This window comes from Serratia sp. Ag1 (assembly GCF_000743355.1).
Taxonomy (GTDB): Bacteria; Pseudomonadota; Gammaproteobacteria; order Enterobacterales; family Enterobacteriaceae; genus Chania.
In genome coordinates this window covers 274,681-299,830 of sequence record NZ_JQEI01000003.1, presented here as the reverse complement: position 1 = coordinate 299,830, position 25,150 = coordinate 274,681, and the positions used below count along the sequence as shown (strand labels likewise).

26 protein-coding genes are annotated in these 25,150 nt (G+C 50.3%); 10 read left to right on the top strand and 16 right to left on the bottom strand.

The genetic code is table 11. From position 1 onward, the window contains the following. Window position 1: 1 nt before the first annotated feature. Genes IV04_RS02635 through ltnD form a run of 3 tightly spaced genes read right to left on the bottom strand, consistent with a single transcriptional unit; the run spans window position 2 to window position 2,825 of the window. The gene (locus tag IV04_RS02635; RefSeq protein ID WP_037397247.1) at window positions 2-652 is read right to left on the bottom strand and encodes an aldolase; all 651 of its coding nucleotides are present in this window, start codon (window positions 650-652) and stop codon (window positions 2-4) included. Further along, entirely contained in the window at window positions 649-1,911 is a 1,263-nt protein-coding gene (gene otnK, locus IV04_RS02630) for a 3-oxo-tetronate kinase (protein ID WP_081893147.1), read from the bottom strand. Before otnK ends, IV04_RS02635 begins: the two co-directional genes overlap by 4 nt. Beyond that, entirely contained in the window at window positions 1,911-2,825 is a 915-nt protein-coding gene (gene ltnD / locus IV04_RS02625; protein ID WP_037397251.1) for an L-threonate dehydrogenase, read from the bottom strand. The genes otnK and ltnD overlap by 1 nt, the downstream gene beginning before the upstream one ends. Window positions 2,826-3,086: 261 nt before the next feature. Between ltnD and ygbI the strand changes: the two genes are divergently transcribed. The 3 genes from ygbI to IV04_RS02610 all read left to right on the top strand — a co-directional run bounded on the left by ygbI (window position 3,087) and on the right by IV04_RS02610 (window position 6,133). After that, on the top strand, window positions 3,087-3,851 hold the full coding sequence (gene ygbI, locus IV04_RS02620) for a DNA-binding transcriptional repressor YgbI (RefSeq protein WP_037397253.1): 765 nt from the start codon (window positions 3,087-3,089) through the stop codon (window positions 3,849-3,851). Between the two features lie 576 nt (window positions 3,852-4,427). Beyond that, window positions 4,428-5,234 (top strand): winged helix-turn-helix domain-containing protein, encoded by an 807-nt coding sequence (locus IV04_RS02615; RefSeq protein ID WP_037397255.1) that lies wholly within the window; start codon window positions 4,428-4,430, stop codon window positions 5,232-5,234. 266 nt (window positions 5,235-5,500) lie between these two features. After that, window positions 5,501-6,133 (top strand): LuxR C-terminal-related transcriptional regulator, encoded by a 633-nt coding sequence (locus IV04_RS02610; protein ID WP_037397258.1) that lies wholly within the window; start codon window positions 5,501-5,503, stop codon window positions 6,131-6,133. 27 nt (window positions 6,134-6,160) lie between these two features. On the opposite strand, the gene IV04_RS02605 is transcribed toward IV04_RS02610, so the two are convergent. Continuing rightward, window positions 6,161-7,627: a HAMP domain-containing sensor histidine kinase gene (locus tag IV04_RS02605; protein ID WP_037397261.1), complete on the bottom strand. Its 1,467-nt coding sequence runs from the start codon at window positions 7,625-7,627 to the stop codon at window positions 6,161-6,163. A gap of 3 nt (window positions 7,628-7,630) precedes the next feature. Then, on the bottom strand, window positions 7,631-8,344 hold the full coding sequence (locus IV04_RS02600; protein WP_037397263.1) for a response regulator transcription factor: 714 nt from the start codon (window positions 8,342-8,344) through the stop codon (window positions 7,631-7,633). A 149-nt stretch (window positions 8,345-8,493) separates the two neighbouring features. Here IV04_RS02600 and IV04_RS02595 point away from each other — a divergent pair, with 149 nt between their 5' ends. From IV04_RS02595 to IV04_RS02580, 4 genes are all read left to right on the top strand, one after another. Beyond that, window positions 8,494-9,093: a cytochrome b/b6 domain-containing protein gene (locus tag IV04_RS02595; protein ID WP_037397265.1), complete on the top strand. Its 600-nt coding sequence runs from the start codon at window positions 8,494-8,496 to the stop codon at window positions 9,091-9,093. 10 nt (window positions 9,094-9,103) lie between these two features. Beyond that, on the top strand, window positions 9,104-9,892 hold the full coding sequence (locus IV04_RS02590; RefSeq protein WP_037397267.1) for a molybdopterin-dependent oxidoreductase: 789 nt from the start codon (window positions 9,104-9,106) through the stop codon (window positions 9,890-9,892). 62 nt (window positions 9,893-9,954) lie between these two features. Continuing rightward, the gene (locus IV04_RS02585) at window positions 9,955-10,200 is read left to right on the top strand and encodes a pentapeptide MXKDX repeat protein (RefSeq protein ID WP_037397270.1); all 246 of its coding nucleotides are present in this window, start codon (window positions 9,955-9,957) and stop codon (window positions 10,198-10,200) included. Between the two features lie 63 nt (window positions 10,201-10,263). Then, window positions 10,264-10,512 (top strand): YdgH/BhsA/McbA-like domain containing protein, encoded by a 249-nt coding sequence (locus IV04_RS02580; RefSeq protein ID WP_037397271.1) that lies wholly within the window; start codon window positions 10,264-10,266, stop codon window positions 10,510-10,512. 78 nt (window positions 10,513-10,590) lie between these two features. Here the strand turns inward: IV04_RS02580 and IV04_RS02575 are convergent, their stop codons facing one another. The 4 genes from IV04_RS02575 to IV04_RS02560 form a co-directional block, all read right to left on the bottom strand. Further along, window positions 10,591-11,028, bottom strand: coding sequence for a helix-turn-helix domain-containing protein (locus IV04_RS02575; RefSeq protein ID WP_037397273.1), 438 nt, complete (start codon window positions 11,026-11,028; stop codon window positions 10,591-10,593). A gap of 255 nt (window positions 11,029-11,283) precedes the next feature. Next, entirely contained in the window at window positions 11,284-11,991 is a 708-nt protein-coding gene (locus IV04_RS02570) for a glutathione S-transferase N-terminal domain-containing protein (RefSeq protein ID WP_037397275.1), read from the bottom strand. A 103-nt stretch (window positions 11,992-12,094) separates the two neighbouring features. Beyond that, complete coding sequence (locus IV04_RS02565) at window positions 12,095-13,678, bottom strand: BNR-4 repeat-containing protein (protein WP_161782084.1); 1,584 nt, start codon at window positions 13,676-13,678, stop codon at window positions 12,095-12,097. Window positions 13,679-13,918: 240 nt separating this feature from the next. After that, window positions 13,919-14,602 (bottom strand): helix-turn-helix transcriptional regulator, encoded by a 684-nt coding sequence (locus IV04_RS02560; protein ID WP_037397278.1) that lies wholly within the window; start codon window positions 14,600-14,602, stop codon window positions 13,919-13,921. A 78-nt stretch (window positions 14,603-14,680) separates the two neighbouring features. On the opposite strand from IV04_RS02560, the gene IV04_RS02555 reads away from it, so the two are divergent. The 3 genes from IV04_RS02555 (at window position 14,681) to IV04_RS02545 (ending at window position 17,740) form a co-directional block, all read left to right on the top strand. Next, window positions 14,681-15,634: a cytochrome P450 gene (locus IV04_RS02555; RefSeq protein ID WP_051916600.1), complete on the top strand. Its 954-nt coding sequence runs from the start codon at window positions 14,681-14,683 to the stop codon at window positions 15,632-15,634. 2 nt (window positions 15,635-15,636) lie between these two features. Next, a complete protein-coding gene (locus IV04_RS02550) occupies window positions 15,637-15,984 on the top strand; it encodes an antibiotic biosynthesis monooxygenase (RefSeq protein ID WP_037397279.1) in 348 nt (115 codons plus the stop codon). A gap of 163 nt (window positions 15,985-16,147) precedes the next feature. Further along, complete coding sequence (locus tag IV04_RS02545) at window positions 16,148-17,740, top strand: ABC-F family ATPase (protein WP_072010812.1); 1,593 nt, start codon at window positions 16,148-16,150, stop codon at window positions 17,738-17,740. 56 nt (window positions 17,741-17,796) lie between these two features. Here the strand turns inward: IV04_RS02545 and moeB are convergent, their stop codons facing one another. The 7 genes from moeB to IV04_RS02515 form a co-directional block, all read right to left on the bottom strand. Beyond that, window positions 17,797-18,552, bottom strand: coding sequence for a molybdopterin-synthase adenylyltransferase MoeB (gene moeB / locus IV04_RS02540; RefSeq protein WP_037397285.1), 756 nt, complete (start codon window positions 18,550-18,552; stop codon window positions 17,797-17,799). 2 nt (window positions 18,553-18,554) lie between these two features. Continuing rightward, window positions 18,555-19,793 (bottom strand): molybdopterin molybdotransferase MoeA, encoded by a 1,239-nt coding sequence (moeA, locus tag IV04_RS02535; protein ID WP_037397289.1) that lies wholly within the window; start codon window positions 19,791-19,793, stop codon window positions 18,555-18,557. Between the two features lie 156 nt (window positions 19,794-19,949). Further along, window positions 19,950-20,429 carry a hypothetical protein gene (locus IV04_RS24960; RefSeq protein WP_072010811.1) on the bottom strand — a complete coding sequence of 160 codons (480 nt, stop codon included), beginning with the start codon at window positions 20,427-20,429 and terminating at the stop codon, window positions 19,950-19,952. Between the two features lies 1 nt (window position 20,430). After that, complete coding sequence (locus tag IV04_RS24615; protein WP_051916598.1) at window positions 20,431-21,204, bottom strand: winged helix-turn-helix domain-containing protein; 774 nt, start codon at window positions 21,202-21,204, stop codon at window positions 20,431-20,433. A 127-nt stretch (window positions 21,205-21,331) separates the two neighbouring features. Beyond that, window positions 21,332-21,889, bottom strand: coding sequence for a LuxR C-terminal-related transcriptional regulator (locus IV04_RS02525; protein WP_037397292.1), 558 nt, complete (start codon window positions 21,887-21,889; stop codon window positions 21,332-21,334). 215 nt (window positions 21,890-22,104) lie between these two features. Continuing rightward, the gene (locus IV04_RS02520; RefSeq protein WP_037397294.1) at window positions 22,105-22,710 is read right to left on the bottom strand and encodes a hypothetical protein; all 606 of its coding nucleotides are present in this window, start codon (window positions 22,708-22,710) and stop codon (window positions 22,105-22,107) included. 13 nt (window positions 22,711-22,723) lie between these two features. Beyond that, on the bottom strand, window positions 22,724-25,144 hold the full coding sequence (locus IV04_RS02515; protein WP_197062158.1) for a fimbria/pilus outer membrane usher protein: 2,421 nt from the start codon (window positions 25,142-25,144) through the stop codon (window positions 22,724-22,726). Window positions 25,145-25,150: the final 6 nt, after the last annotated feature.

The following is a 25,150-nucleotide window of genomic DNA, read 5'->3' as shown; positions in this document are numbered from 1 at the left end:
TTCAGCTCCGTAGCTCGGCAATTTCATCATCGGTTAAATAACGAATCGGGTGGTCGCCAAGGGTAAAAATCAGCTTCGCCGCATCCTCCATTTCCTCGGTATTGTTTGCGGCTTCGCGCAGGCTGTCTCCGGTAACCACTGGCCCGTGATTAGCCAACAGGAAAGCCTTATAGGCCGGTGCCAGCTTGGCGAGATCTTCAGCCAACCGCAGATCGCCGGGGCGGTAATAAGGCACGACTGGCACCTTGCCAACGCGCATCACCACATATGGGGTAAAAGGTTTGATGGCATTTTCCTGGTCCAGCCCTTGCAGGCAGGAAAGGGCGGTGAGGTAAGTGCAGTGCAGGTGTACCACCGCCTTGCAAGCCGGGTTGTGTTGATACAGTGCGCGGTGAAAGCTGATTTCTTTCGATGGTTTATCGCCAGAAAGCCATTCACCGTTCAGGCTGACTTTTGACAGCCTGTCAGCCTGTAGCTCTCCTAAACAAGAACCGGTGGGAGTCGCCAGCAGGGTGCCATCTGGCAGCAGCAGCGAGAGGTTGCCTGCTGAACCGGTGGCGTAGCCGCGCTGAAAGAAAGAGGCACCCAGGCGCACCATGTCTTCTCTGGCCTGCTGTTCTATCGCCGAAGGTTGGCCAACGGGGGTCGTCATACGGGAAACTCCATTTGTGCTCTGGCGAAAAAGTTTTCATCGCCGAAATTGCCCGACTTCAGGGCCAGTGAGACAGGTTGTTCGATGGCACGGACCCAAGGCACGCCGGGCGAAATGCAGGGGCCGATATGGAACCCACGGATCCCCAGAGCTTGGGTAACGATGCCGGAGGTTTCGCCGCCAGCAACAATAAAGCGGTTGAACCCCTGCTGGTGCAGGCGTATGACCACGTCGGCAAACAGCGCCTCCACTGCCAGGCTGGCGGCTTCAACGCCATACTGCTGCTGAGTTTGTTGCAACTGCTCCGGCTCGGCGGTGGCGTATAACAGCGGGGCCAGTTCGGCTGACGATTGCTGTTCCACCCAGAGACTGAGTTCGCTGGCATAGGTGCTGCGATCGCTGGCGTTGATGCAGCGCGCTACGTCGATGGCTTGTGCTGCCGCTTGCTGGCGATAGCGGGTGACCTGTTTGTTGGTCATGGTTGAGCAGGAACCGGAAAGCACCACGGCTTTTTTGCCCTGAGGTGCACCGGCTGACTGGGCTTTTGCCTGGCCCGGTTGCGCCCACTGGCGGGCAATGCCGATCGCCAGCCCGGAACCGCCGGTCACCAGCTTCATGGTTTTCAGCGCTTCCCCTTGGGTGAGCAAATGCTGCTCATTCAGGGTATCCAACACCGCGTAGCGCACGCCCTGCTGTGTTAACTGCTGCAGTTTCGCTTTCACCGCCTCGGCACCGTTTTCCATCTCTGTCGCATTGACCAGCCCGCAACGCCCCTTGGCCTGTGCTTCCATCAGCCGCAATAGATTGCTGTCGGTCATCGGTGTGACCGGATGATTGCGCATGCCGGATTCAGACAAGAGTTGGTCCATCACGAACAGATACCCTTGATACACCGTGCGTCCGTTAACCGGCAGCGCAGGGGAGATCACCGTTTGCTGCTCGCCCAATGCATCAAGCAGAGCATCGGTAACCGGGCCGATGTTGCCTTGCGCGGTGCTGTCGAAGGTTGAACAATATTTGAAGTAGAACTGGCGGCAGCCTTGGCGTTGCAGCCAAGCCAGGGCCTGCAACGATTGCTCTATCGCTTGTTCGACCGGGCAAGAGCGTGATTTCAGGCTGATGACTACCGCCTGAGCGCTCACTGGCGTGTCGTTCTGTGGTACGCCGTTCAGTTGAACGGTGGGCAAACCGTTTTCTACCAGAAAACTGGCGATGTCGGTTGCACCCGTAAAATCATCGGCAATCACTCCGAGCAACATTATGCATTCCTCTTGTTGTCTGGCAGGGTGATGCCGGAGAAAATCTTGATCACGGCGCTGTCGTCTTCTTTGCCATAACCGGCGTTGCTGGCGGAGGTGAACATGTTGAAGGCCGTTGAGGCCAGCGGCAGCGGGAAGTGCAGCGCTTTGGCGGTGTCGGTCACCAGCCCGAGATCTTTAACGAAGATATCCACGGCAGATTTTGGCGTGTAATCACCGTCCACGACATGGCGCATACGGTTTTCAAACATCCAGGAGTTGCCTGCGGCGTTGGTCACCACATCGTACATCACCTCCAGCGGGATCCCGGCGCGGGCCGCCAACGCCATCGCTTCAGCCCCGGCAGCGATATGCACCCCTGCCAGCAATTGGTGGATAATCTTCACCGTAGCGCCTAAGCCGATCTCACTACCGATGCGGTAGACCTTACCGGCGACGGCATCTAAGACCGGTTGCAATTGAGCGAAAGTGGCTTCACTGCCGGACGCCATCACGGTCATCTGGCCTTCCGCTGCCTTGGCTGCACCGCCGGAAACCGGGGCATCCAGCATATTGAGGCCGAATGCCTGCAGCCCTTGCTCGATCTCTTTGGCATCGGCGGCAGCGATAGTAGAAGACACCATCACTGGCGTGTTGGGTTTGAGCTGGGCTGCCAGACCGTTGTCGCCAAACAGGATGTGCTTCACCTGTGCAGCATTGACCACCAGCAGCAAAACGGCATCCAGTTCCGCAGCAAAACCCGCTGCGCTGGTGGCCGCCTGTTTGGCTCCGGCCTGCTGTAGTGCTGCCAGTGCCTGCGGGTTGAGATCGATGCCATAGGTGGTGAGCCCGGCGTTAATGCATGATTTAGCTGCGCCCATGCCCATGGAGCCCAAGCCGACGATGCACACTGAATAATGTCCTGGCTGTGTCATGAAACACTCCTGTTAATTTTAGTGATTATTTGTTTTGTTGTGTTAAATATAAGCGTTGTGACGCCAGTTATCGGTGATCGACTTCACAATTATTAACAATGGTGCGAAAGTTAACCTAGAGAGAGAATTTTCATTAATTTAATGTTTTTAAATATCTTTCTTGGGTTACGGTAGGTTTTTTACAGCGGGAATCTTTTTCCTTCTGCACGAAAATTGACGTAAAATCACAATTATTATCACTATGAGCATTGAGAGGAAATCGTGATACCTGTAGAACGCCACCAACAAATTCTAGCGCTGGTCTCTGAACGCGGTGTGGTCAGCATTGCTGAACTGACCGAAAGACTGGGGGTGTCGCACATGACCATCCGGCGAGATCTGCAAAAGCTTGAGGAGCAAGGCTCGGTGATTAGCGTTTCTGGCGGCGTACAGTCGGCTGAGCGGGTTGCGATAGAGCCTTCGCATCAGGATAAAGAAAGCATGTTCAGCCAGCAGAAAGCGGCGATTGGGCAGTTGGCTGCACGCCAAATCCCTGTAAACAGCTGTATTTATCTGGATGCGGGCACCACCACGCTGGCACTGGCTAAACGGATTAGTGAGCGTGACGACATCACTGTAGTAACCAACGACTTTGTGATCGCGGCTTACCTGCTTGAACATAGCCAATGCAAACTGATTCACACTGGTGGCACCGTTTGCCGTGAAAACCGTTCCTGCGTGGGGGCCGCAGCAGCCCAGGCGCTAGGTAATCTGTTTATCGATCTGGCATTTATCTCAGCTTCTTCATGGAGTATGCGTGGCCTGTCAACGCCCAATGAGGATAAAGTTATGGTGAAAAAGGCGATTGTTGAAGCAAGCCGCCGCTGTGTCCTGCTGAGCGATACCTCCAAATATGGCAAGGTGGCCACTTACCTGGCGTTGCCGATTACGGTATTCGATATGGTTATCACCGATGGCAATCTGGCTGAAGCGGTGCAAGAAGCGATTAGGCAGGCGAATATTACTCTGTTGATGGCCAGTGTTTGATGGCCTTTTATGGGCAAAGCCGCAAGTGAAATCGCCTAATGGGACACTGGTACTCCTTTATTGTTGTCGGTTCACCTATTTTCGAGGTGAGATAATGTTTTTGGTGAAAGGCTTCGAAGGTTTTAATTTTCGTTTAGGGTTTTAATTTTAAATAACCAATTGATTTAAATAATAAAATCACCTTATTTGTTGTATTTTCGATACATTTTTCGTGAAACAAAAAATCTTTCTTTCTAAACTATCAAAATATTCACATTAAAATCGGTAGAAATGGATGATTTATATCTATATTTGCCTTAAAAATAATTTTTTTTAGAACAAAAAACTAATTTTCCAATGTTTAACATATAAATATATCAATGTGTGGCCTGTTTGTATAACCTTTGCTCCAATGATTGAGAAAATTCTTACCTCAAGGAAGGGGAAAATTAGATAATAAATCTTAATGTTAATTGATTGATCTCAGCACGTTGAGGTTTTTTTTCATAAATATTTGTTTTTTTATATTTTGTTAATCTTTTATTAACAATTGATGCCAGGATTAGGCTGTCTTTTATAGTGAAACCCGTGAGTAAAATGAAATATAGATTTAATGACCGCATTCTTTTTGACTCTGATTCTGGGGCGTTGAGCCTGTGTGATTTCTCTGATGAGCCTGTCCCTATCTCTAACCCTTCAAATCGTTTGTTACAGCTGTTGATTGCCCATCATGGTGATGCTGTTAGCCGTGCAGTGATATTCAAGAAGGTATGGGATGATTACGGCATGGTTTCCAGCAACAACAACCTGAATCAATGCGTAAGTAAATTGCGTAGAGTGATCAAAGCGTTAGGTATTGATGAGGAGGTTATCGCTACTGTACCTAAAGTCGGTTTTATGTTGCGGCCCGAAGTGCAGGTGAAAACCTGTGAGAAACGGGAGGAAGAGGCACTTTTGCGTCACGAAGAGCTGCCCTTGGCCGAACCTGCTGTGCGTCGGGAAGTGCAGCCAACGGTTGCAGCAACAGTGCGTTCTGCAGCAGCAAGACATTTTCATTATGGATGGGCTGTTTTAGCATTTGTGTTTGTCGTGCTTTCCGGGATGGCTATTTATAGCTTTGCTTCGGTTTCCCGTCAGGAAACGTATTTGGGCAAAGCGGGTGGCTGTAAGGTCTTTATGTCCGCTTCAGCAGACTCGGGTCTTGGTGACGATGTACTGGCTTACGCTGAGTTGCAAAAGAAGGAATGCAATGCAGATGAATACCTGCTGCTTGTGCGCAGTAACCAGGTTAAATCATACATATCTGGGATATCCAGACTGTTTTTTCTGCGCTGTAAAGCCCTTCGTGAGCATAAAGTAGAAATCTGCTCCGGATTGGAAAGTGAGAATTCACCGCTCTTGTAATCACTATCAGCGAGTTTCAGGATGAAACACGTATTAAAGGAATAATAAATGCCATTCAAACGACTTTGTTAAAACCCAATAATTAATATCAAGGCAGCGTTTAATCAATGTCTTTTATACCCGTCATACTTCAAGTTGCTTGGGGGCCAGCAGTGCGCTGTCGCCCATGAGCAACTCGAATTATCTACCGTATATATTTTGGGCATTAAAGAGTGCTGGGTGTTGCATTTTTTTAAAATCTTACAGTTATTCGATGGTAATTTTTGATGCAGAAAGAAATTTATGAAGGTAATTTCATTTTCTTTGACCCCTCTCCTTGGGTGAGAAAGGGATTGCAGACGCTGATTGATCCTGAGCATGTATGTGCTTGCAGTTTTCAACATTTAAAAGAAATCGAGATTGCACTGGGTGATAACGAAAAACAAACGGTTATCATGGAGCTCTACAGCCATTCTGAGAACTTATATGATGTTATTCAGTTTATTCTAGCTTCCAAGTTATTCTGGCCAAACGCTTCTTTTGTGATATTTACCAATATTACTCACCCAGGTATTCTCGCGATTCTGGAGACAGAGCCTAACCTGTCGTTGGTGTCTAAGCGTGACGATCTGGACTGCCTGTTTAAGGCGGTTATGGCCGTGCGTGAGAGGCAAAGTTATCGTAGCCCATCCATTCAGAGCCTGTTAGGGCAGCCTATACAGCCGCTTTCACACAGTGAATGGCGTATTCTGGCCTTGATGATTAGTGGTGCCGATCCTCAGCGTATTGCTGATGTTACCCAGCGTAGCTACAAAACCGTCAGTACCCATAAGCTCAACATTATGCGCAAATTGCAGTTAAGCCAGGCCGAGTTTATGCGTCTTATTCTGGCGTTTCGTACCCGTTATCCTTCTTTATAATTAATCAGAACATTGTCGTCGCTGCACTCAGTACACCGGAACTGAAAAACGGAAGCAGGCACCCGCCTGTGGCTGTTCCACCAAGGTGATATCACTGTCGTGCAGTTGCAGGATACGTTTAACAATCATTAAGCCCAATCCCCCTGCATGGCGGCGAGCATGGTTCAGGATGGATGGGCGAATAAACAGATTTGCCCGCAGCTCTTGTGGGATCCCCGGCCCGCTGTCATGCACCTGTACCATCACCTTGTTGCCCTGTGTCCATAAACGGATGGTGATCTCACCAGCCTGCGGTGTATGCCGGATAGCGTTGTCCAGCAGATTGGTCAGTACCCGCTCCATCATGCTCAGATCGGCGTTCACCAGCGGGATCCCCGGCTGAATATCGGCATGCAGTTGCTGTTGACGGGCTTCGGCAGCCAGCTCGAATTTCTGGAAAACATCCTGCAGCAACTCGCTGAGTGCAAACGGCTCTCTTTGTGGCTTTACCACCCCGTATTCCAGCCGCGCCAGTTCGAACAGTTCCTGTGCCAGGCGACCAACCTTACGGCTTTGTGCCAGGGCGATCTCCAGATAACGTTGGCGATCGGTTTCCGCCAGGCTGGCGGATTTCACCGACAAGGTTTCCAGATAACCATGTAGCGACGTGAGCGGTGTGCGCAGATCGTGTGAAATATTGGCAATAAACTCACGCCGTTGTTGATCTTGCTGTGAAAGCGCCTGCCACTGTTCGGCAATCCGCAGCGCCATGCGGCGAAATGCTTGCTGCAGTTGGCTGACTTCGTCGCGGCCAGGACTGGCGGGTGTATTATTGGCATAGTCCTGCAAGGCCGCGATACCGTCGCTGTCCAACACACTGACCTGCTGAGTGAGGTGGCGAATCGGGCGAGTTACCCAACGGAAGGCAAAAGCCCCTGCCAGCAACCCGAACACCACCACCAGCCCCATCGACCACAGGGCTGAATAAAGCGCAGAGTTCACCTGCGCGCTGTTGGCTAGGGCATCATAATCTTCACCGAGCAGCACGACATACAGATAGCCCTCGATCTCACCGTTGACCTTCAATGGCGCCACGCTAAAGACTTTGTTGGCATTCAGGTTACGCGGATCGTCACCGTAAATTGGCATTTTTGCCCCGCTCAGCAGCGCCTGGATTGGGGCCAGATCGACTTTCTGGCGTTTCAGACGCCCGGCAGGCGCGGCATTGCCCACGATGCTGCCTTCTTTATCCAGCAGGTAAACCTCTACGCTCGGATTAACCGCCATCAGGCGGTCGAACAGGGTATGCACCGAGCGATCGTCCCAGCCTTTGGTGCTCAGCAGCGGATTGCTGGTGGCAATATGCAATGCCAGATTGGCAGACAACCGTTGAATCACCGCTTGGCTGTATTGGGTACTGCTGCGCACCTGCAATACGCCAGAGATCGAACAGCAGATCAGCAATAACAGTGCGAAGACCAGCGTCAGGCGTTGTGTGAGCGTAAGATTTTTCATGATTCACTCTTGCGGTTTCGCCGCGAATTTATAGCCCAAACCCCATACGGTGAGGATGCGCTCAGGCTCTGCCGGGTTGTGTTCGATTTTGATCCGCAACCGGTTGATATGCGTATTAACGGTATGTTCATAGCCTTCATGCTGATATCCCCACACCTGATTCAGCAAACTGAGGCGTGAAAAGACTTTGCCTGGATGACGGGCGAAAAAGTACAGCAAATCGAATTCACGCGGCGTCAACTCCACCGGTTGCTGGTTCAGATGTACCTCACGGGCGAGAGGATCGATGGTCAACCCGTTGAAACTCAAGGTGCCCGCTTCCATACGCAGGTTGCGGGTCATCGCTTCCTGGCGGCGGAACAGCGCTTTGACCCGCGCCACCAGCTCCAGCATTGAAAAGGGCTTGGCGAGATAATCGTCAGCACCCAGCTCAAGCCCCAGCACCCGGTGCACTTCGCTGGAGCGTGCGCTGGTGATAATGATCGGCGTATAGCGCGTCATGTTGCGGGCGCGGCGGCAGATTTCCAGCCCATCAATCCCCGGCAGCATCAGATCGAGGATCAGGGCATCCCAACCACCTTGTTCCAGCATGGCCATTCCCAGATTGCCATCCGCGGCGTGGCTGATGTCGTAGCCTTCATCGCGCAGATGCAATTGCAACAGTTCAGCAATATTGGCGTCGTCCTCGACAATCAAAATGCGTTTTGCCTTATCCATACTTCCCACCGCGTTTTTGGTTATGAATGAAGTTTACACAACCCCGACGGTGAGAGTTGTCACATTTTATTTAACTTTGCGTGAGGTCTTGGGGAACAAATCTGGCGAATACTCAGCACATCGAAACAGGTGCTGTCAGGAGAGATTCCATGAGTAGGTCGGCCAATCTCATTATTCACCCGCTGTGGCTAAGGTTGACACATTGGCTAAATGCGTTGGCGATGCTGATTATGGTCACCAGCGGTTGGCGGATCTACAACGCCTCGCCGCTGTTTAACTTCCGCTTTATCAATGAACTCACTTTGGGGGGCTGGCTAGGGGGCGCACTGCAATGGCACTTTGCCGGGATGTGGCTGTTTGGCCTCAACGGCCTGTGTTATTTGCTGATCAATCTGTTTAGTGGCCGTTTTAAACGCCAATACTGGCCGCTCAGCCCGCGCCAGTTTTTTACCGATTTGTGGGCAGCGCTGCGTGGCAAGTTACAGCATGCCGATTTGCGCCACTACAACACGGTGCAACGGGTCGCTTATCTGTTTGTGATGGTGGTTAGCACTTTGAGCGTGCTTTCCGGGTTGGTGATATGGAAATCGGTGCAATTCCCGTTACTGCGGACGCTGCTTGGCGGCTATGAGATGGCCCGCTATATCCACTTCTTTGCCATGCTGGGGTTGGTCGGCTTTGTGGTGATTCACCTGCTGATGGTGGCACTGGTGCCGCGTACTTTGCTCGCCATGCTGCGTGGGCGCTAAGGAATTCGTGATGAAAACAGACAAGCAACCGCTTAGCCTGCAAGAAGGCCAGGCGTTGGTTAAAGAGGCGCAACGCCTGCTGGCACGCCAGCTTGAATCCTCGTCCCGCCGCCGTTTTCTGCGTAATGGGCTGACGTTAGGGGGGATCGCGATGCTCACCGGCTGCGATCTGAGTGATAACGCCCACGTAGAGCAGGCGCTGAGCCGGATTTCCCGCTTTAACGATCGCGTGCAAGGCTGGTTGTTTAATGCCGAACACCTGGCACCGGTTTACCCTGAATCGATGATGACCCGGCCATTCCCGTTTAACGCGTTTTACGCCGAGGACGAAGCGCCGGAGATCAATGGCGACGACTATAGGTTAGAGGTGGCGGGCTTGGTGCTGCACAAACAGCCCTGGACGTTGCCACAATTGCACCAAATGACACAAATCAGCCAGGTCACGCGCCATATCTGTGTTGAAGGTTGGAGTTCCATCGGCAAATGGGGTGGGGTGCCGTTTGCGGCGTTCCTGCAAGCGATCGGTGCCGATCTGCAAGCGAAATATGTCAGTTTTCAATGTGCTGACGACTATTACACCAGCATCGATATGGCGACTGCTCTGCATCCGCAGACGATTCTGGCGTTGACTTACGACGGGCAAATTCTGCCGCGTAAATACGGCTACCCGATGAAACTGCGCATGCCCACGAAGTTGGGCTACAAAAATCCGAAACACATTCAGGTGATTGAGATCACCAATCGCTTCCCGGGTGGCTATTGGGAAGACCAAGGTTACAACTGGTTTGGCGGCAGTTAACGGCTGCTCTGAACCACCTTAATGCACTGAAAGGTGCTGTTTAAATAACAGAAGGAAATACCATGAAAAAGTTATTCGCAATGATGATGTGCAGCGCGTTGATGTTGGGTGCTTCAGGTGCTTATGCGGCAGACAACATGAGCCATGATGGGATGAAGAAGGATGAGATGGGGCAGATGTCCCATGATGGTATGGCGAAAGACAGTATGAAGAAAGATTACATAAAGAAAGATCACATGAAGAAAGATCATATGGGTAAGGATGCCATGAAGAAAGACGAAATGAAAAAAGGTGCAATGAGCCAGTAAACCCAGGCCGACATCCGGCGGCTAAGGTCGCCGGTCATTTTCCGTTATCGAGAGGTTTTTATCATGAAAAACATTCTGATGATCGTAGTTCTTGCCTGTATCAGTAGTGCCGCGTTGGCTGCCGTGCCAGTGAACAGCACCGATGCACAAAAATTGCAAAAAATCGGCGTAGTTTCCAGCCAGGCAGGCACCTTAAGTGATTTTGAACAGATGATAGCTGCCAGTGCTCAGCGGCAGGGGGCCAGCGCTTACCACATTACGTCAGCTACGGTGAATAACCATGTCTACGGCACAGCGGAGTTGTATAAATAAGCAGAATTATATGGGGCAATAATGGTATATCAGGCAGAAGGGACGGAGTTTGGCTACGTCCCTTTTCTTGGCAATAGTTTAGCGCTGCCCTAGCCATTGGGTGCATTTACCGTCGGTGCATTTACCGCTGTACAACAGATGCAGGCTTGGCGATTCGCTGTGGTAACTGGTTTGCTGCTCTGTTTGGCTTGGTTGTGGTGTGCGGCGATAAGCCGCAGGTGTTGCGCCAAATTGCTTCTTAAACGCCCGTGAAAACGAAGGCTGGGAATCAAAATGGAATTGCAGAGCGATATCCAGAATCGAACGAGGGGTAGCGCGCAGAGCCTGCGCAGCTTTCGATAGACGGCGTTCGCGGATGTAACTGCCCAGCGCATGGCCGGTGGTGCTGCGAAACATACGCTGCAAATGCCATTTGGAGTAGCCTGATTTTGCTGCCACGTTATCTAACAGCAGCGGTTGATCCAGGTGTGTTTCGATCCAGTTCAGCAAGTCGTGAATGATATTGGCACGGTCCATTGTTTACATTCTCCCGCAGGTCTGACATTCAGGTCACATTAATAATCCAAGTTTATTCTTTGATAATAGGCCTGCATGGCAGGTGACGCAAGAGTCAACTGGGGTAACCTAGGTAGCGAAAAATGCTCTACTGCTAGCAAGGGGATCAACCCAATAGGGTGTCTGAGGCCGCAGAAGTGTGATTTAAGGGGAACAGTGAGGGTAATCCGAGTTGCAAAAACAACGCAACTGCAACTCGGATGATGGGGGATACAGTTAGGCTTCGCGGGCAGGAATATTCAACCCGCGCTGTACCGCTGGCCGGGATAAGCCACGTTCAAGCCATTGACCAACCCGCGGGAAGCTGTCGAACTCCACCAGTTCCCGTGCTTCATAAAAACCAATCAGGTTGCGTACCCAACCGAGCAATGAGATATCGGCAATGGTGTAATCGGCACCCATAATCCAATCTCGCCCAGCCAACCTGTTTTCCAGCACACCAAGCAAGCGTTTGGATTCTTTCTGATAACGTTCCAATGGTCGCTTGTCTTCATATTCGCGCCCAGCGAACTTATGGAAAAAGCCAAGTTGACCAAACATTGGGCCAACCGCCGCCATCTGGAAGAAGACCCACTGAATGGTTTCATAACGCAAAGCGGGATCTTTGGGCAGCAGTTGACCGCTTTTTTCGGCCAGATAGAGCAAGATCGCACCAGATTCAAACAGCGCTAATGGCTCACCATTGGGGCCATGAGGATCGATGATCGCCGGGATTTTGCCGTTTGGGTTCAGCGACAGAAACTCTGGCGTCCAGGTTTCGTTTTTGCCGATATCAACCAGGTGGGCTTCATAAGGGAGACCGATCTCTTCCAACATGATGGAGACTTTCACCCCGTTGGGCGTTGGCAGCGAGTAGAGCTGCAATCGATCGGGATGCTGGGCTGGCCAGCGTTTAGTGATCGGGAACTGTGTTTGATCGAACATGGTCACACTCCTCAGTTTTACAGATTCGTTAACAGGCTATCTTGTGCAGATGACAGCCAACCTAGCCTGTTAACGTATTAAAAGGATATGCCAAAATGTGCGATCAGCGCATGATGCGGAACACCGTAAGCGGTGAACCTTCGATAGGATAAGGCCCGACGTTGGTGATCAGATCGCCATCGTGAATATAGGGCCCGCCATCCCAACGCAGCAGCATGGCAGAGGTGGGTGTCGCGGATTTTTCGAAAAATGTGCGCGTAGTGATCTTATATCCCGGTGCAAACGTGGAGGCAAACACGGCGTCTGGCAGTTTAGCTGCCGGGGGCACAGGAATATCGGCGACGATCCTGCCGGTTTTTGGCTCAAGATAGAGTTTATGTGCCTGTGACATGCAGATGTATTCAGTCGTCAAGTAGTTCCCTTCGACTTTCACCCCTGCATTGGCGGTCAGGATATTGGCACCAAATTCATTGGCGGCGAGGTTACGCGTGCCGGTCCAGGAAGTAACCTGTTGGGTATTCCAGATGTTGCCTGTCTGCACTGGATTTGGTCGGGCCATAAACAGTTGGGTGGTCTGCGTACTTCCACTCTCTGCATATTTCGCATAGGTTATGACTGGCTTGCCGTCGGCATCGAAGCCGATTCCGATGGCGTCGCCATTCAACAGGCCACCACCTTCTGGGACATTGTCGACCATGGTGCTTTTCTGGCCCGGATAGAATTGGGTATTAGGATTACCGTCACCCCACCACCAGGCGTCAATAACCGACTCACCCCGTGCGTTCTTCCAGACCTTGAGATCGCTACTGACGGCATAATGCAGTTCGGAACCCGTGTCGGCAGAGCCAGAACTGCGCCATGTCCAGTACATGTGATACTTGCCATCCGGGCCTTTAACTGGTGGTGAGGGGTAAGCGTTTCGAGCGGGTGTTCCTGACCAGCCATTGAACACGATCGCCAGCCCGGCCAGGCCAGTTGCCGGATCAGACAGCTCCCAACTGCGGCTGGTGGGGTTGAATTGGAACACGGCAGTGTACGCCCCACCGACCCAACCGGCTTGGAAGCGGAAATAGAGGCGGCCATCGGGGCCGGTATAAAATTCCGGGTATGAAGCGATGTCCTCGTAAGCGATCAAGACTCCGCCGGGCCTTTCACCGAAGGTTGGGATCATCCGTGAGCGCGCAAGCGTCGAGATATCGCCTGCTTTTCCGGTCAACCAGTAACGCAGGCCACGGTCATTGCCTGCGGCGGTCAGCGCTGCAACGTGCAGGTTGCCGTTTTTGTCGAGTGCCAGCGTGATCTTGGCGTGTGAGTCGTAGGTCAGATTCTCGTCAAGTGTCTGTGCTTGCCAGGCACCATTACCGGTTTTGCTGGCTACGGTGATTAGACCGTCTTGGTTGAAATAGCCGATGTAGGTGGTGTTACCGTTTTGCAGAATCGCGTTGTCGACCATATATCCGGCGAACGCGCGGAGTGGCATACCCGCCGCATCAACGACTGGCTCAGTCGCTAGGACTTGCCACGGTTTTTCTGGTGGCGCTGTGAATGAGGATTCGTTGATGTAGCCACATGCCAGCGTTGGAGCGGCGTGCGCTGGCAGGTTTCCTAGCGTGATGGTCAAACTAAGAGCAAGGGTGGCAGCACTTAATCTAAAGCGGTGAGCGGAGGTTCCTAGCTTTGTACTCATGATCATTCCTTATTAATTTCAGTTAGCAGTTATGGACATTTCTCATCAATGGATAACGTATCCATATGAAGAAACTCTGCTGCTGAGGCGATCACGTCAGATAGTACGGCGGAACATCCTGAACTCCGGCCAGATTAAGTGCGCAGGCGACAGGTTTGACCCAATATCATCACTCCTCAGATCTACAGATTGATAAATCTGAATCATTAGGAACGATAATATAGTTAAGTTAATATTAAGTTAAATAAATGTATTGAAATATGTGATCAGCGCCTTTTTACCCGCCGGGGTGAGTTGCAGTGCGCGGCTATCCAATTGGCGTTGGAGCCAGCCGCGTTTTTCGAACGCTGTGAGTAAGGCGGCACCGAGTGCGCCACCCAGATGGGCTTTACGTTCACTCCAGTCCAAGCAACTGCAGGCGAAACGCCGCCGCGAAGAGGGGAGAGAACAATCGACGCCCAGTTGTTCCAACGCGATTTTCCCTTGGCTGCTGAGCTGATAATCGTTATCTCCGCTCAGCCACGCCAGCTCAAACAGGCGGTTATGCAACAGAACGGCGAGCTCACCAGCCATGTGATCGTAACAGGTGCGGGCAAAGCGCAGTGAGGTTGGCGTGGTGCTTTTCACCACTGGCCGTTCAACGCCAGCCAGTGCCATCAGGGTTTCCAGCACATCGGCTACCGGCTTGCCAGCCAAACGATAGAAACGATAGCGCCCCTGCTTCACGCAGGCGATCAACTGCTGTTCCAGCAGGCGCGCCAAGTGGCTGCTGGCGGTTGAAGCGGCCACATCCACCGCAGCACTCAGTTCAGTGGCGGTATAGGCACGGCCATCCAGCAGTAAGCACAGCATACGCGCCCGCGTACGGTCGGCAATAGCTGCAGTCAACGCTGCCAGACGATCTTCAATATCGGTGTCATTCATATTTCGAGCATAAACGAAGTGTTGTCGTCCGTCTAACATCACAATGCGGATTCCTCTGTTGAACCCGAAGGAATATTTATGCTTACCTGCCCCTTTTCTGTTGCAACGCAGCAAGCCGTGCGTGAAGCGTTAACTCACGCCGATCTTGGCGTACGCCCACTGCATGAACCTGTTCCCAAAGCGTTGCTCAATACCTCTGTGCAACCTCTGTTTACCGCACTGGTGCGCATGCGGGACGATGCCGGGCATCCAGAACTGAAGGCTGCCATCAGCAAGGCGTTAAACGCGTTCAGCGATCGTGACGTTTTCCGGATGGCAACTCAGGTGGCCCAACAGTTAGCACCCAGAGTGCTCACGGCAGAACAGTTGACGCGTTTCAATTACGCATTACCGATTGGCGTATTGGCAGAGATGCTGGGTGTGGCTGATCAGCAACGTACTGCGCTGGTGGATGATGTTCTGGATTTTGTACGCTGCATAGCTCCCGGCGGCAGTGAACAGCAAATGGCGCGCGGTGCCATCGCTGCTGGAAGATTGCAGGAATGGATGCGGGTTGCCGATGGCCCATTGTTCGCCCAACTGTGTCAACTCATCGGCGATCGGTCGGTTGCAATCGCCAATGCCATCGGGTTGTTTTTTCAGGCCTGTGAAGGAACCGCCGGATTATTAGGGCAAACGCTGTTATTGATGCAAGAGCGGGATGTAGTAGCAGAAGACGCGATCTCAACGGTGTTACAGGAAACGCCACCGATTTATAACACCCGCCGCTTTGCGCAGCGCGATATTGAACTGGATGGTCAGCCATTAGTCATTGGGCAGGCGGTGCTGATAGCGTTGAAAACCGCAGAGGAGAGCTTTGCTTTCGGCTATGGTAACCACCGCTGCCCTGGTGCCGGTTGGGCACAAGCTATCGCCTTGGGGGGCATTCGCCATTTATTGACGCTCAATATCGAGCCAGAGGTCGTGGCTCACTTTCGCTGGCGTGTTTCGCAGAATGTGCATGTGCCAGAATTTTTTACTGCTGAGGAGTGATGATGATCGCAGTCATTTTTGAATTGCAGGCTGCCGAAGGGCAGCAGGAAATCTATCTCAATCTGGCGGCTGAACTGAAACCGCTATTGGCGGAGATCGACGGATTTATTTCTATTGAGCGTTTTCAGAGCCTGAGCGACCCACAAAAATTGCTGTCGTTGTCATTCTGGCGCGATGAAGCGGCGGTGCAGCAGTGGCGCAATCTGGAGCAACACCGCAAGGCGCAGGCCCGTGGGCGCTCTGATGTGCTGGAGTATTACCGGTTGCGGGTGGCTGATGTGGTGCGCGACTATGGGTTAGAGCCGCGCGAACAGGCTCCGGCAGACAGCCAGCATTTTCATCAGAAGTAGAAACTGGTGCGATTGGGATTGCTGTGCGGAGATATTCTTAGGGGCATATCTCCGTAGCTTTTTTGCCGCACAAATCTTCAGCAAAACTCCCCACGATATCTCTGCTCCGTTATGGCATAATGCGCGCCAAATCACATTTCCTACGATATGAAGAGCGAGCGCTGTGTTAAGCACTAACAACATCACTATGCAGTTTGGCAGTAAGCCGTTGTTTGAAAATATTTCCGTCAAGTTCGGTGGCGGTAACCGTTATGGTTTGATCGGAGCTAACGGCTGCGGCAAATCCACCTTTATGAAAATTCTCGGCGGTGACCTGGTGCCAAGCGCCGGTAACGTGTTCCTCGATCCGAACGAGCGTTTGGGTAAGTTGCGTCAGGATCAGTTCGCGTTTGAAGAGTTCAGCGTGCTGGATACCGTGATCATGGGCCACACCGAACTGTGGGCGGTAAAAGAAGAGCGCGATCGCATTTACGCAATGGCGGAAATGAGCGAAGAAGACGGCTATAAAGTGGCCGATCTGGAAGTTGCTTACGGTGAGATGGACGGTTACACCGCCGAAGCTCGCGCAGGTGAACTGCTGCTCGGCGTGGGTATTCCGGTTGAGCAACACTACGGCCCGATGAGCGAAATCGCCCCAGGCTTTAAGCTGCGCGTACTGTTGGCGCAGGCGCTGTTCTCCGATCCGGAAATTCTGCTGCTCGACGAACCGACCAACAACCTGGATATCGATACCATTCGTTGGCTGGAGCAGGTGCTGAACGAGCGTAACAGCACCATGATCATCATTTCGCACGACCGTCACTTCCTGAACATGGTGTGTACTCACATGGCGGATCTGGACTACGGCGAACTGCGCGTGTATCCAGGCAACTACGACGAATACATGACGGCGGCCACTCAGGCACGTGAACGCCTGATGTCAGATAACGCCAAGAAGAAGGCACAGATTAACGAATTGCAGTCATTCGTCAGCCGCTTCAGCGCCAACGCCTCCAAATCCAAGCAGGCGACCTCGCGTGCCCGCCAGATCGACAAGATCCAGTTGGAAGAGGTGAAAGCGTCTAGCCGCCAGAACCCGTTCATCCGTTTCGAACAGGATAAGAAACTGTTCCGTAACGCGCTGGAAGTAGAGGCGCTGACTAAAGGTTTCGATAACGGCCCGCTGTTCAGCAAGCTCAATCTGATGGTCGAAGTGGGCGAAAAGGTCGCCATTCTGGGTGCTAACGGTATCGGTAAATCCACCTTGCTGAAAACCCTGGTAGGGGATGAGCAGCCGGATAACGGCACGGTGAAATGGTCTGAAAACGCCAAAATCGGTTACTACGCGCAGGATCACGAATACGAATTCGATGACCAACTGACGGTGTTCGACTGGATGAGCCAGTGGAAGCAGGAAAAAGACGACGAGCAGGCGGTACGCAGCGTGTTGGGCCGGTTACTGTTCAGCCAGGACGATATCAAGAAGCGCGTTAAAGTGCTTTCGGGTGGTGAAAAGGGCCGTATGCTCTTTGGTAAGATCATGATGCAGCGCCCGAACATTCTGGTGATGGATGAACCTACCAACCACATGGATATGGAATCTATCGAGTCGCTGAATATGGCGCTGGAAATGTATGAAGGTACTCTGATCTTTGTTTCCCACGACCGCGAATTCGTGAGCTCATTGGCGACCCGTATTCTGGAGATCACCCCGAACAAGGTGATCGACTTTACCGGTAATTACGAAGACTATCTGCGTAGCCAGGGTATCGCTTAAGCTCTGCCCTTCACTCTGGCCCTCTCCCTGCGGGAGGGGCAAAGTGAGGGGATTTATCACTCTTTGCCACACACTTCACACTGTGGATCTTTCGGCAGTTTCATCTCACGGAACTGCATGCTCATAGCGTCAAACATCAGCAATTTTCCGACTAGCGGTTGGCCGTAATCGGCCAGCAGCTTGATCGCTTCCATTGCTTGTAGCGTACCGATCGTGCCCACTAAGGGAGCCATTACCCCGGCTTCCACACAGGTGAGAGCGTTCTCGCCAAACAACCGGCTCAGGCAGCGGTAACAAGGTTCCCCCGGCTGATAGGTGAACACGCTGAGTTGGCCTTCCATACGGATAGCCGCGCCAGAAACCAGCGGTGTACGCTGCGCATGGCATAGGCGGTTCAGCAGATCGCGCGTGGCAACGTTGTCGGTACAGTCCAGCACCACGTCGCAGGCGGCAATTTGTGCCGCCATTTGCACCTCATCCAGTTGTTCAGCAACGGTATCGATGCGGATATGTGGATTGATAGCGCTCAGTTCAGCGCGCGCCGAATCCACTTTTGCCATGCCAATGCGGGTATCGCGGTGCAGGATCTGGCGCTGCAGATTGGAGAGTGAAACCGTATCGAAATCAACCAAGGTCAAGTGACCGATGCCAGCGGCAGCCAAATATGGCGCTGCCGCACAGCCCAAACCGCCGAGCCCGACGATCAGCACGTGAGAGGCTTTCAGCTTTTCTTGGCCGTCGAAGTCAAAACCGCGCAGCACGATCTGGCGGTTGTAACGCAGCGCTTCTACGTCGGTTAATTCCGGCAACATGTTCAGTTCCTCAGTAACGCATTGAACGGCTCGATATCTACCATTTCACCAGCAGCGACAAATCCGCGTTCACGTTCCAGCACGATAAAACAGTTGCCCTGGCTGTAGGAGCTGAAGATGTGTGAACCTTGATGGCCGGTGCTGCTCACTTCGAGTTCGCCTGCAGCATTGCTGGTGAAGATACCGCGTTGGAAATCGAGGCGGCCAGGTGATTTCTTCAGTGGCGTCAACGTACGCGCTTTCAGGCGGGCTGGTAAGCGCCATTCACTATGCCCGGCCAGCTTGGCGAGCAGCGGTTGCACCAACTGATAGAAGGTCAACGCGGCAGACACCGGGTTGCCGGGCAGGCCACAGAACCAGGCGTGTTGCAACTTACCGAAGGCAAAAGGTTTGCCGGGCTTGATTGCCAGCTTCCAGAAGCCGACCTGGCCGAGCTCATCCAGCATCTGCTTGGTATAATCGGCCTCACCGACAGAAACGCCACCGCTGCTGATTACCACGTCTGCTTCGCTATCTGCCCGGTTGAACGCGGCGCGCAGCGCTGGTTGATCGTCGGGGATAATGCCTAAATCGATCACCGTGCAGCCGAGTTGTTCCAGCATCAGCCGTACTGCAAACCGGTTGGTATCGTAAATTTGGCCAGCCTGTAGCGGTTGGCCGACGGGTTGCAACTCGTCACCGGTAGAGAACACTGCGACCTTCAGTTTACGCATCACCTGCACCTCGGCCACGCCCAGCGAAGCCAGCAATGGCAGTTGTGCCGCCCCCAGCTTTACCCCGGCAGGCAACACGCTGGCACTCTGACGAATATCTTCCCCCGCCAGCCGAATATTCTGCCCGGCACGCACCTGTGCATTGAAACGCACTCCAGCCTCACTCACCTCCGCCTGTTCCTGCATGATCACCGCGTCAGCACCCGCTGGGATCGGGGCGCCGGTCATGATACGGATACAGGTATGGGCTGGCCACCCCTCGCTGAATGGCGCACCAGCAAAGGCTTTACCCGCAACTGGTAACGGGGCGTTGCTACTTAGTTCGTTGACACGAACCGCGTAGCCATCCATCGCCGAGTTGGCGAAGGGGGGCACATCAAGCGGAGAAATTACTGCCGCCGCCGTAATACGCCCGGCAGCGTTGGTCAGCGCAATGGATTCGCTCTCTTGCAATGGCGCAACCTGAGAGAGCATGGTCTCCAGTGCCTGTTCAAGGGAGATAAGGTCGGAAGTGTGGCAATGATCCATTAAGTCAACTCCATAATCAGCGTGCGCGAGTTTTTCGGCAAAGTGCGGCTATTATGGCAGATAACGGCGAGGGGGAGAATGAGCTCGCCATCTGGGTAAATAAGATGTCAGGCTATGGGCCAATCTGTGCTGGCTACTATGGCGGAGCAGGTCTATTTACAGTGAATCACTGCAAACAATAAAAGGGCCTCGACTGACAGATATTAACATTCGATGTTCATCTATTCTTCCTACTTTAAAATAATTAGATACACCTAGAGTGGTATAAATAAAAAACTTATTAACTAAATCATCAGGAATGTTATCCTGCCCTGTTTTCATTACCTCATCTATTTTACTCGAATAATCTCCTTCTTGATTTATTGGCTTATAAGTGAAATTTATAATCCTTGATATTATGTAATTTTTATTGTTATAAGTTACATTGCCTCCCAAGTTAACATAACCAGATCCATTTTCGGCAAGAAATAAACGATAATGAGTGACATGTGAAAAATTTAGGCCTTCATCATTTATAGAGTATTTTAGTGTGGAGGTGCATAATTTGTTTTCACTACTGTTGGTTTTTTTATATGTTAAAAGTGTTAGAGCGATGATGGTAATAATTAGAGTAATGGAAAGGGGGATAAATTTCATTTTATTCACCAATAATTATAGTTGTTACACACTCATCATGGAGATCTTTATTTTTAAAACAACGTGCAAGCATGCTGTAAGTATTGTTGGGTGTTATTGGATTAGAGTGGAAAAAGTAAAATTCTGCCCCATCGGAACAATTTAAATTAAACTGTTCCATATGGTTTTTAATCCTGGAGACAGTATCTTTAAGTGGCTTTTTTTTATCAAAAAAATAAAAATGACATCCGTCAATATAATAAGAGCTTAAGTCCTTAATATCTTTTGGGTAATTGTTGCTCTGTGATGATGGAAAAAAAATCAAAACAAGAGTAATAGCCAAGGCATAGAACACTATTAGTTTCCATCTGCTTGCTCTCTTCTCTAATTTATTGGCATTATTATCAACTACTTCTTCTGTAGGAGCATGTGATGCCTTGGTCAAAGTAGGGGTAAGAGGGGCTAGTTTCTCAATAACAATATCTTGTGACAGCATATACCCCTGTTTGGGGACGGTTATAACGCACTCTTTATTAAGCTGATCTATAAAAAGTTTACGCAGTATACTGATGTATTGAGTTAGCGTGTTAGACGAGGTTGCTCTGCCATAGTTGTCCCATACTTTCTCCAGAAAATCGTCACGAGTAACCAGTTGCCCTTGATTTTCAACAAGTAGGCTCAGGATTCTATTGAGTACAGGCGTCAATATTATGGAGTCCTCATCACTCCCACCTAAAGGAACAATGACTCCCTCACCTGAATGATAGAGAAGTACACCATCAAAAAGATAATCCACAGTATATAAACTCGCTCATGTAACCTATAATAAGTATAGCAAAGATTGGCATAACTTAAAGTAGCAAAGGTTTTTTATGTATGCCATTTCAGCGTGACGGAATGCTCATTGTTACCGGATGTGGTGTTTAATAAGCATAGAAGTAACGATAGAGCGATGCTATTCTGTTTTTGACACCAATTCTCTTTAAGAAACTTATTTTCTGCAGGCTTATTGTTTTTACACTTCTATTCAGCCTAGAGGCGACTTCTGATACGGTATCTCCTTTCATAATCAATCTCATCACAGCAAGTTCGGTCGGTGTCACTTTGTCCTGAGTCTTTTCATTTGAGTCTGGGTTTAAATATGAGGAGTCATCAATCAAGCTATTATAACTAAGATAAAATTGCGACATCGACATGCTTTTAATCTCTTGACCACAAAGAAATCCAAGTGACTTAATAAGCTTCCCTTCAGATAATAATAAAACCTTGCTATTTTCCCTAAGTTCCCCTCTTTTTCTTATTAATGTAGCCATGTCAAATATGTTACTGCTTGAAATGACAAAGATATACCAGTCAGAGTCCCGAGCATCATTTAGATCTCGGAGGTCATTTCCTAATGAAATATCAAATTTATGTTCAAGCAGCGCAGTGACCCCTAGCGCAGTATAAGAACACTCACACCATAAAAAAATCTTGTGCATAAAAGTATAGCCCTAAAATTAATTGATAAAGTGAAGGTGAGGTCATTTATAGACTTTACACTTTTTTAAAAAACACAATAGAAATTATTTGTTCAGTAGCTTATATGTTAGTTAAGTTGATATTATATGAGGACGGTAAGTAAACCACTCCTTATATAAATCAATGGTTGTTTAGCTTACCGTTATTTATTACTGATTCGACCGTAAAAGTTGGCCTATAAGTTAACTAGCGTCACTGTGAAACTGGTCTCGTTGATCTGAGGTGAAGTTACCTTGGTATCATACTCTTTTATCTCTGGTTCAATATCTAGCATGGCGTTAAAAACTTTTCCTTTAATAGCTTGCCCATTCTCCGTGGGTGAAAATCCGCTATCTGATTTAAGCATCAAAAGGGGCTGTGGTTGACCGGTAATTATTCCATTTTGTGCCGAGATTGCCAATTGCACACTATTATTATCCACTTTGGCATCACGTATAGTAAGACGAAGACTCCCCTTATCTCCATAACGTAGTTGGCCTTCGGCAGTACCTGCACCACTCAGAAAAAATTGTATTGGCTGGCTATAAGGGCAAATCACGCTTAACATCAGCGTTCGTTTGCCCGGTGTTAGGCTACTAGGGGTATTAGAAGAGCTTTTTAGTTCCCAGCGAGTTTTAGAACCATAATCAATGGTTTGAGCACCCAATGACATATTACAGCGTGTATCCACCATATTAACTGAAGCATTATCATGGAAACCTGTACCTAACGGACTATTCGCCCAGACAGAAAACGAACAAAAGGTTAATCCGAATAGCATAGCTAAAAATGATATTTTCATGGTTTGACTCCTTTTAATAGCAGCTAGCCGATGAGGTTTCATAGAATCCGCTAAGGTCTGCTTTTTCAGGCAATGAAAGTGTAAACTCACAGAGCTTACTACCTGAGACCTGTACTGAAAAAATTGTATTAACCGTCGCATCGGGTATAAACACCTGCCCCTTTTCACCCACAACGGTGACGAAATTGTCCAATCTATCAAAGATACTGGCACCGCGTACGAGTGGAGCTCCTTTCGCATCAACAACGTCAACCAGGACACGGCGTGTACGCACTACACCAAAATTAATATTCTTTACCGCCCCTCTTGAAACTTCAATTTCCTGCAGGGCATTATCGATATCTACATTCTTGGCCAGGCTGCGTGTATCGACCTCAATAGACGATCGCTTATAGCCATTCAAGGACGGCAGCACAGCATAGCCCTTGCTATTAGTCCATGTAGGGCCACCGGGGGTTTCTATTCTAACCCCAGCCTCATTACCTAATTTGGCGATACCAAAAGTATCACTGATGCGATAGGGCGATGAGGTAACTCCATTTTTATGGGCAACAATGCCACCGCTGGCTTTGGCGAACCAGGTCGTGAGATTATCTGAATCGCGGCTTATGCTGCCATTCAGTTGGCTTACCGATGTCAGCATGTCCATACTTGCTGTGTTTGAAGTACGCTTATTACTAAAATCACGTTCACTGTATAAACTCCAGCCTTTATCTCGATCAATTCGCTCACTATAGCGAATCCCTCCACGGGTTCCGCGGCTGGTAGTATTAATATAACTACTGATATCTCTAGAGCCAAAAGGGATATTGACAGAAAAATAAAGCCTATCTTCAGCCGGACCTATCTTGCTTGCGCTATTACGTTCGGCATTAACGCTAAGATAAAAATTGTCAAAGTATTTACTCCACGAGCCACGCAGATAATTAACGTGGTCACTGTTAAACGTTGAGGTACGTGCCCAAGCGAAGGAAAGGCTGCCAACCGTTTTATCACCCCAACCGGTACCAATACTGAACTCATTACGGTTCCGATCTCTGTTGTCCTGTTTTTCCGCCTGCAAGGATTCGCTCAGTTCCCGGTATCCTAGGGTTTGCTGCGAGGTACTCAGGTTAACAGACAGACGTTCTGTCAGGCTATGGCTCAGGGTAGCGGAGGCAGACAGACCACGTTCACTGTGCCGAACATCGTGCGATAACGTCGTTTTTAGCGATAACAGCGTTGAGTCTTGTACCTGGCTATCCAGGCTTACAGCCCCGGCGCGATAGTCAACGGTGGCCACTGCGCCTGCATTAAGCGTATTTTTGGCGTTAAGAAACCAACCGGTAGCGATGGTGCCGACAAAAGGAGACTCGTTGGTCCCTTGCTGGCTCAGTTTACCCACACCGTAAGACAGCCCTGGTTCAACTGCAGCGCCTCTCATCAGTAACGTAGGCACACTAAACTGACGTTTATCCCCGTTACTTCCGCTAAGTGTTACATTGAGGTCGGTACGGTTATTCAGCAGAGAGAAACCCTGTAGGCGAAAAGGCCCGGCAGGAACAACCGTGCTATGAATCAAAATCCCTGACTGACGGACTTCAACAACCGATTGTGTTTCTGTAACACCCTCAATCAATCCCGCTCCCTGGTTGGCATTCGTCAAGGCGGCTTCAGGAAATACCTGAAAACCCATCACCTGACCAGTACCAAACATCGAGTTAGAAAGGCTGATTTGCCCAACCTGCAGCACTTTTTTAGCACCGATAAAACTACGTTGTGCATAGGCAGCTTCATGGCGCATCAAATTCTCGCTATTAAAACGTGAGTATGTTTGGCGGCTGCGTATAATCCAGTCGTTCAGGTTAAATCCTGTTTCTGAAGAAAGTTGTTGGAAGCTGACCCCGGCATATTTACCCATCGAATCCATATACTGAGCGTCATAATTAGCCATAGCCGCGAAGCCACCTTGCTCCCAAGCGCTGTCTTCACTATCAGAGGACGCGATGACACTTTCAGGCACTACCAGTTCAATACGGGCCTGATCTGGCATCAGATTGATCTCGGCCTGTGCCCAGGCAGATTTAAGATCGAAGCAAGGTACCTTCTCAGAAAAAACTGGCAGAGGCCTCAATTTTGCCTTCTTTTGGAATGCTTCATCAGCACATAGCTGACCAGTATCATCAAAACGCACCTTGATATTCCCGCGCTCTTTGCCGTTTACACGTAAACTCACATTGGTTTCGCCGGGCATAAAGCGCGGAGAAAGGCGAAATAGCTCAGCAATCTTAGGATCAAAACCACGCGAATTGATAGCAGTGACATCAAATTCCGTACCTGAGTTATCTTCAGCCAAGGCGTAAGTTGCTTTTGAAAAAAGCATTGCCGCCAGTGACACAATCACCCCTAGATTTATTCCTTTAGCTCTAAAAAAATACTGCATAAGATATGGCACGGTTAA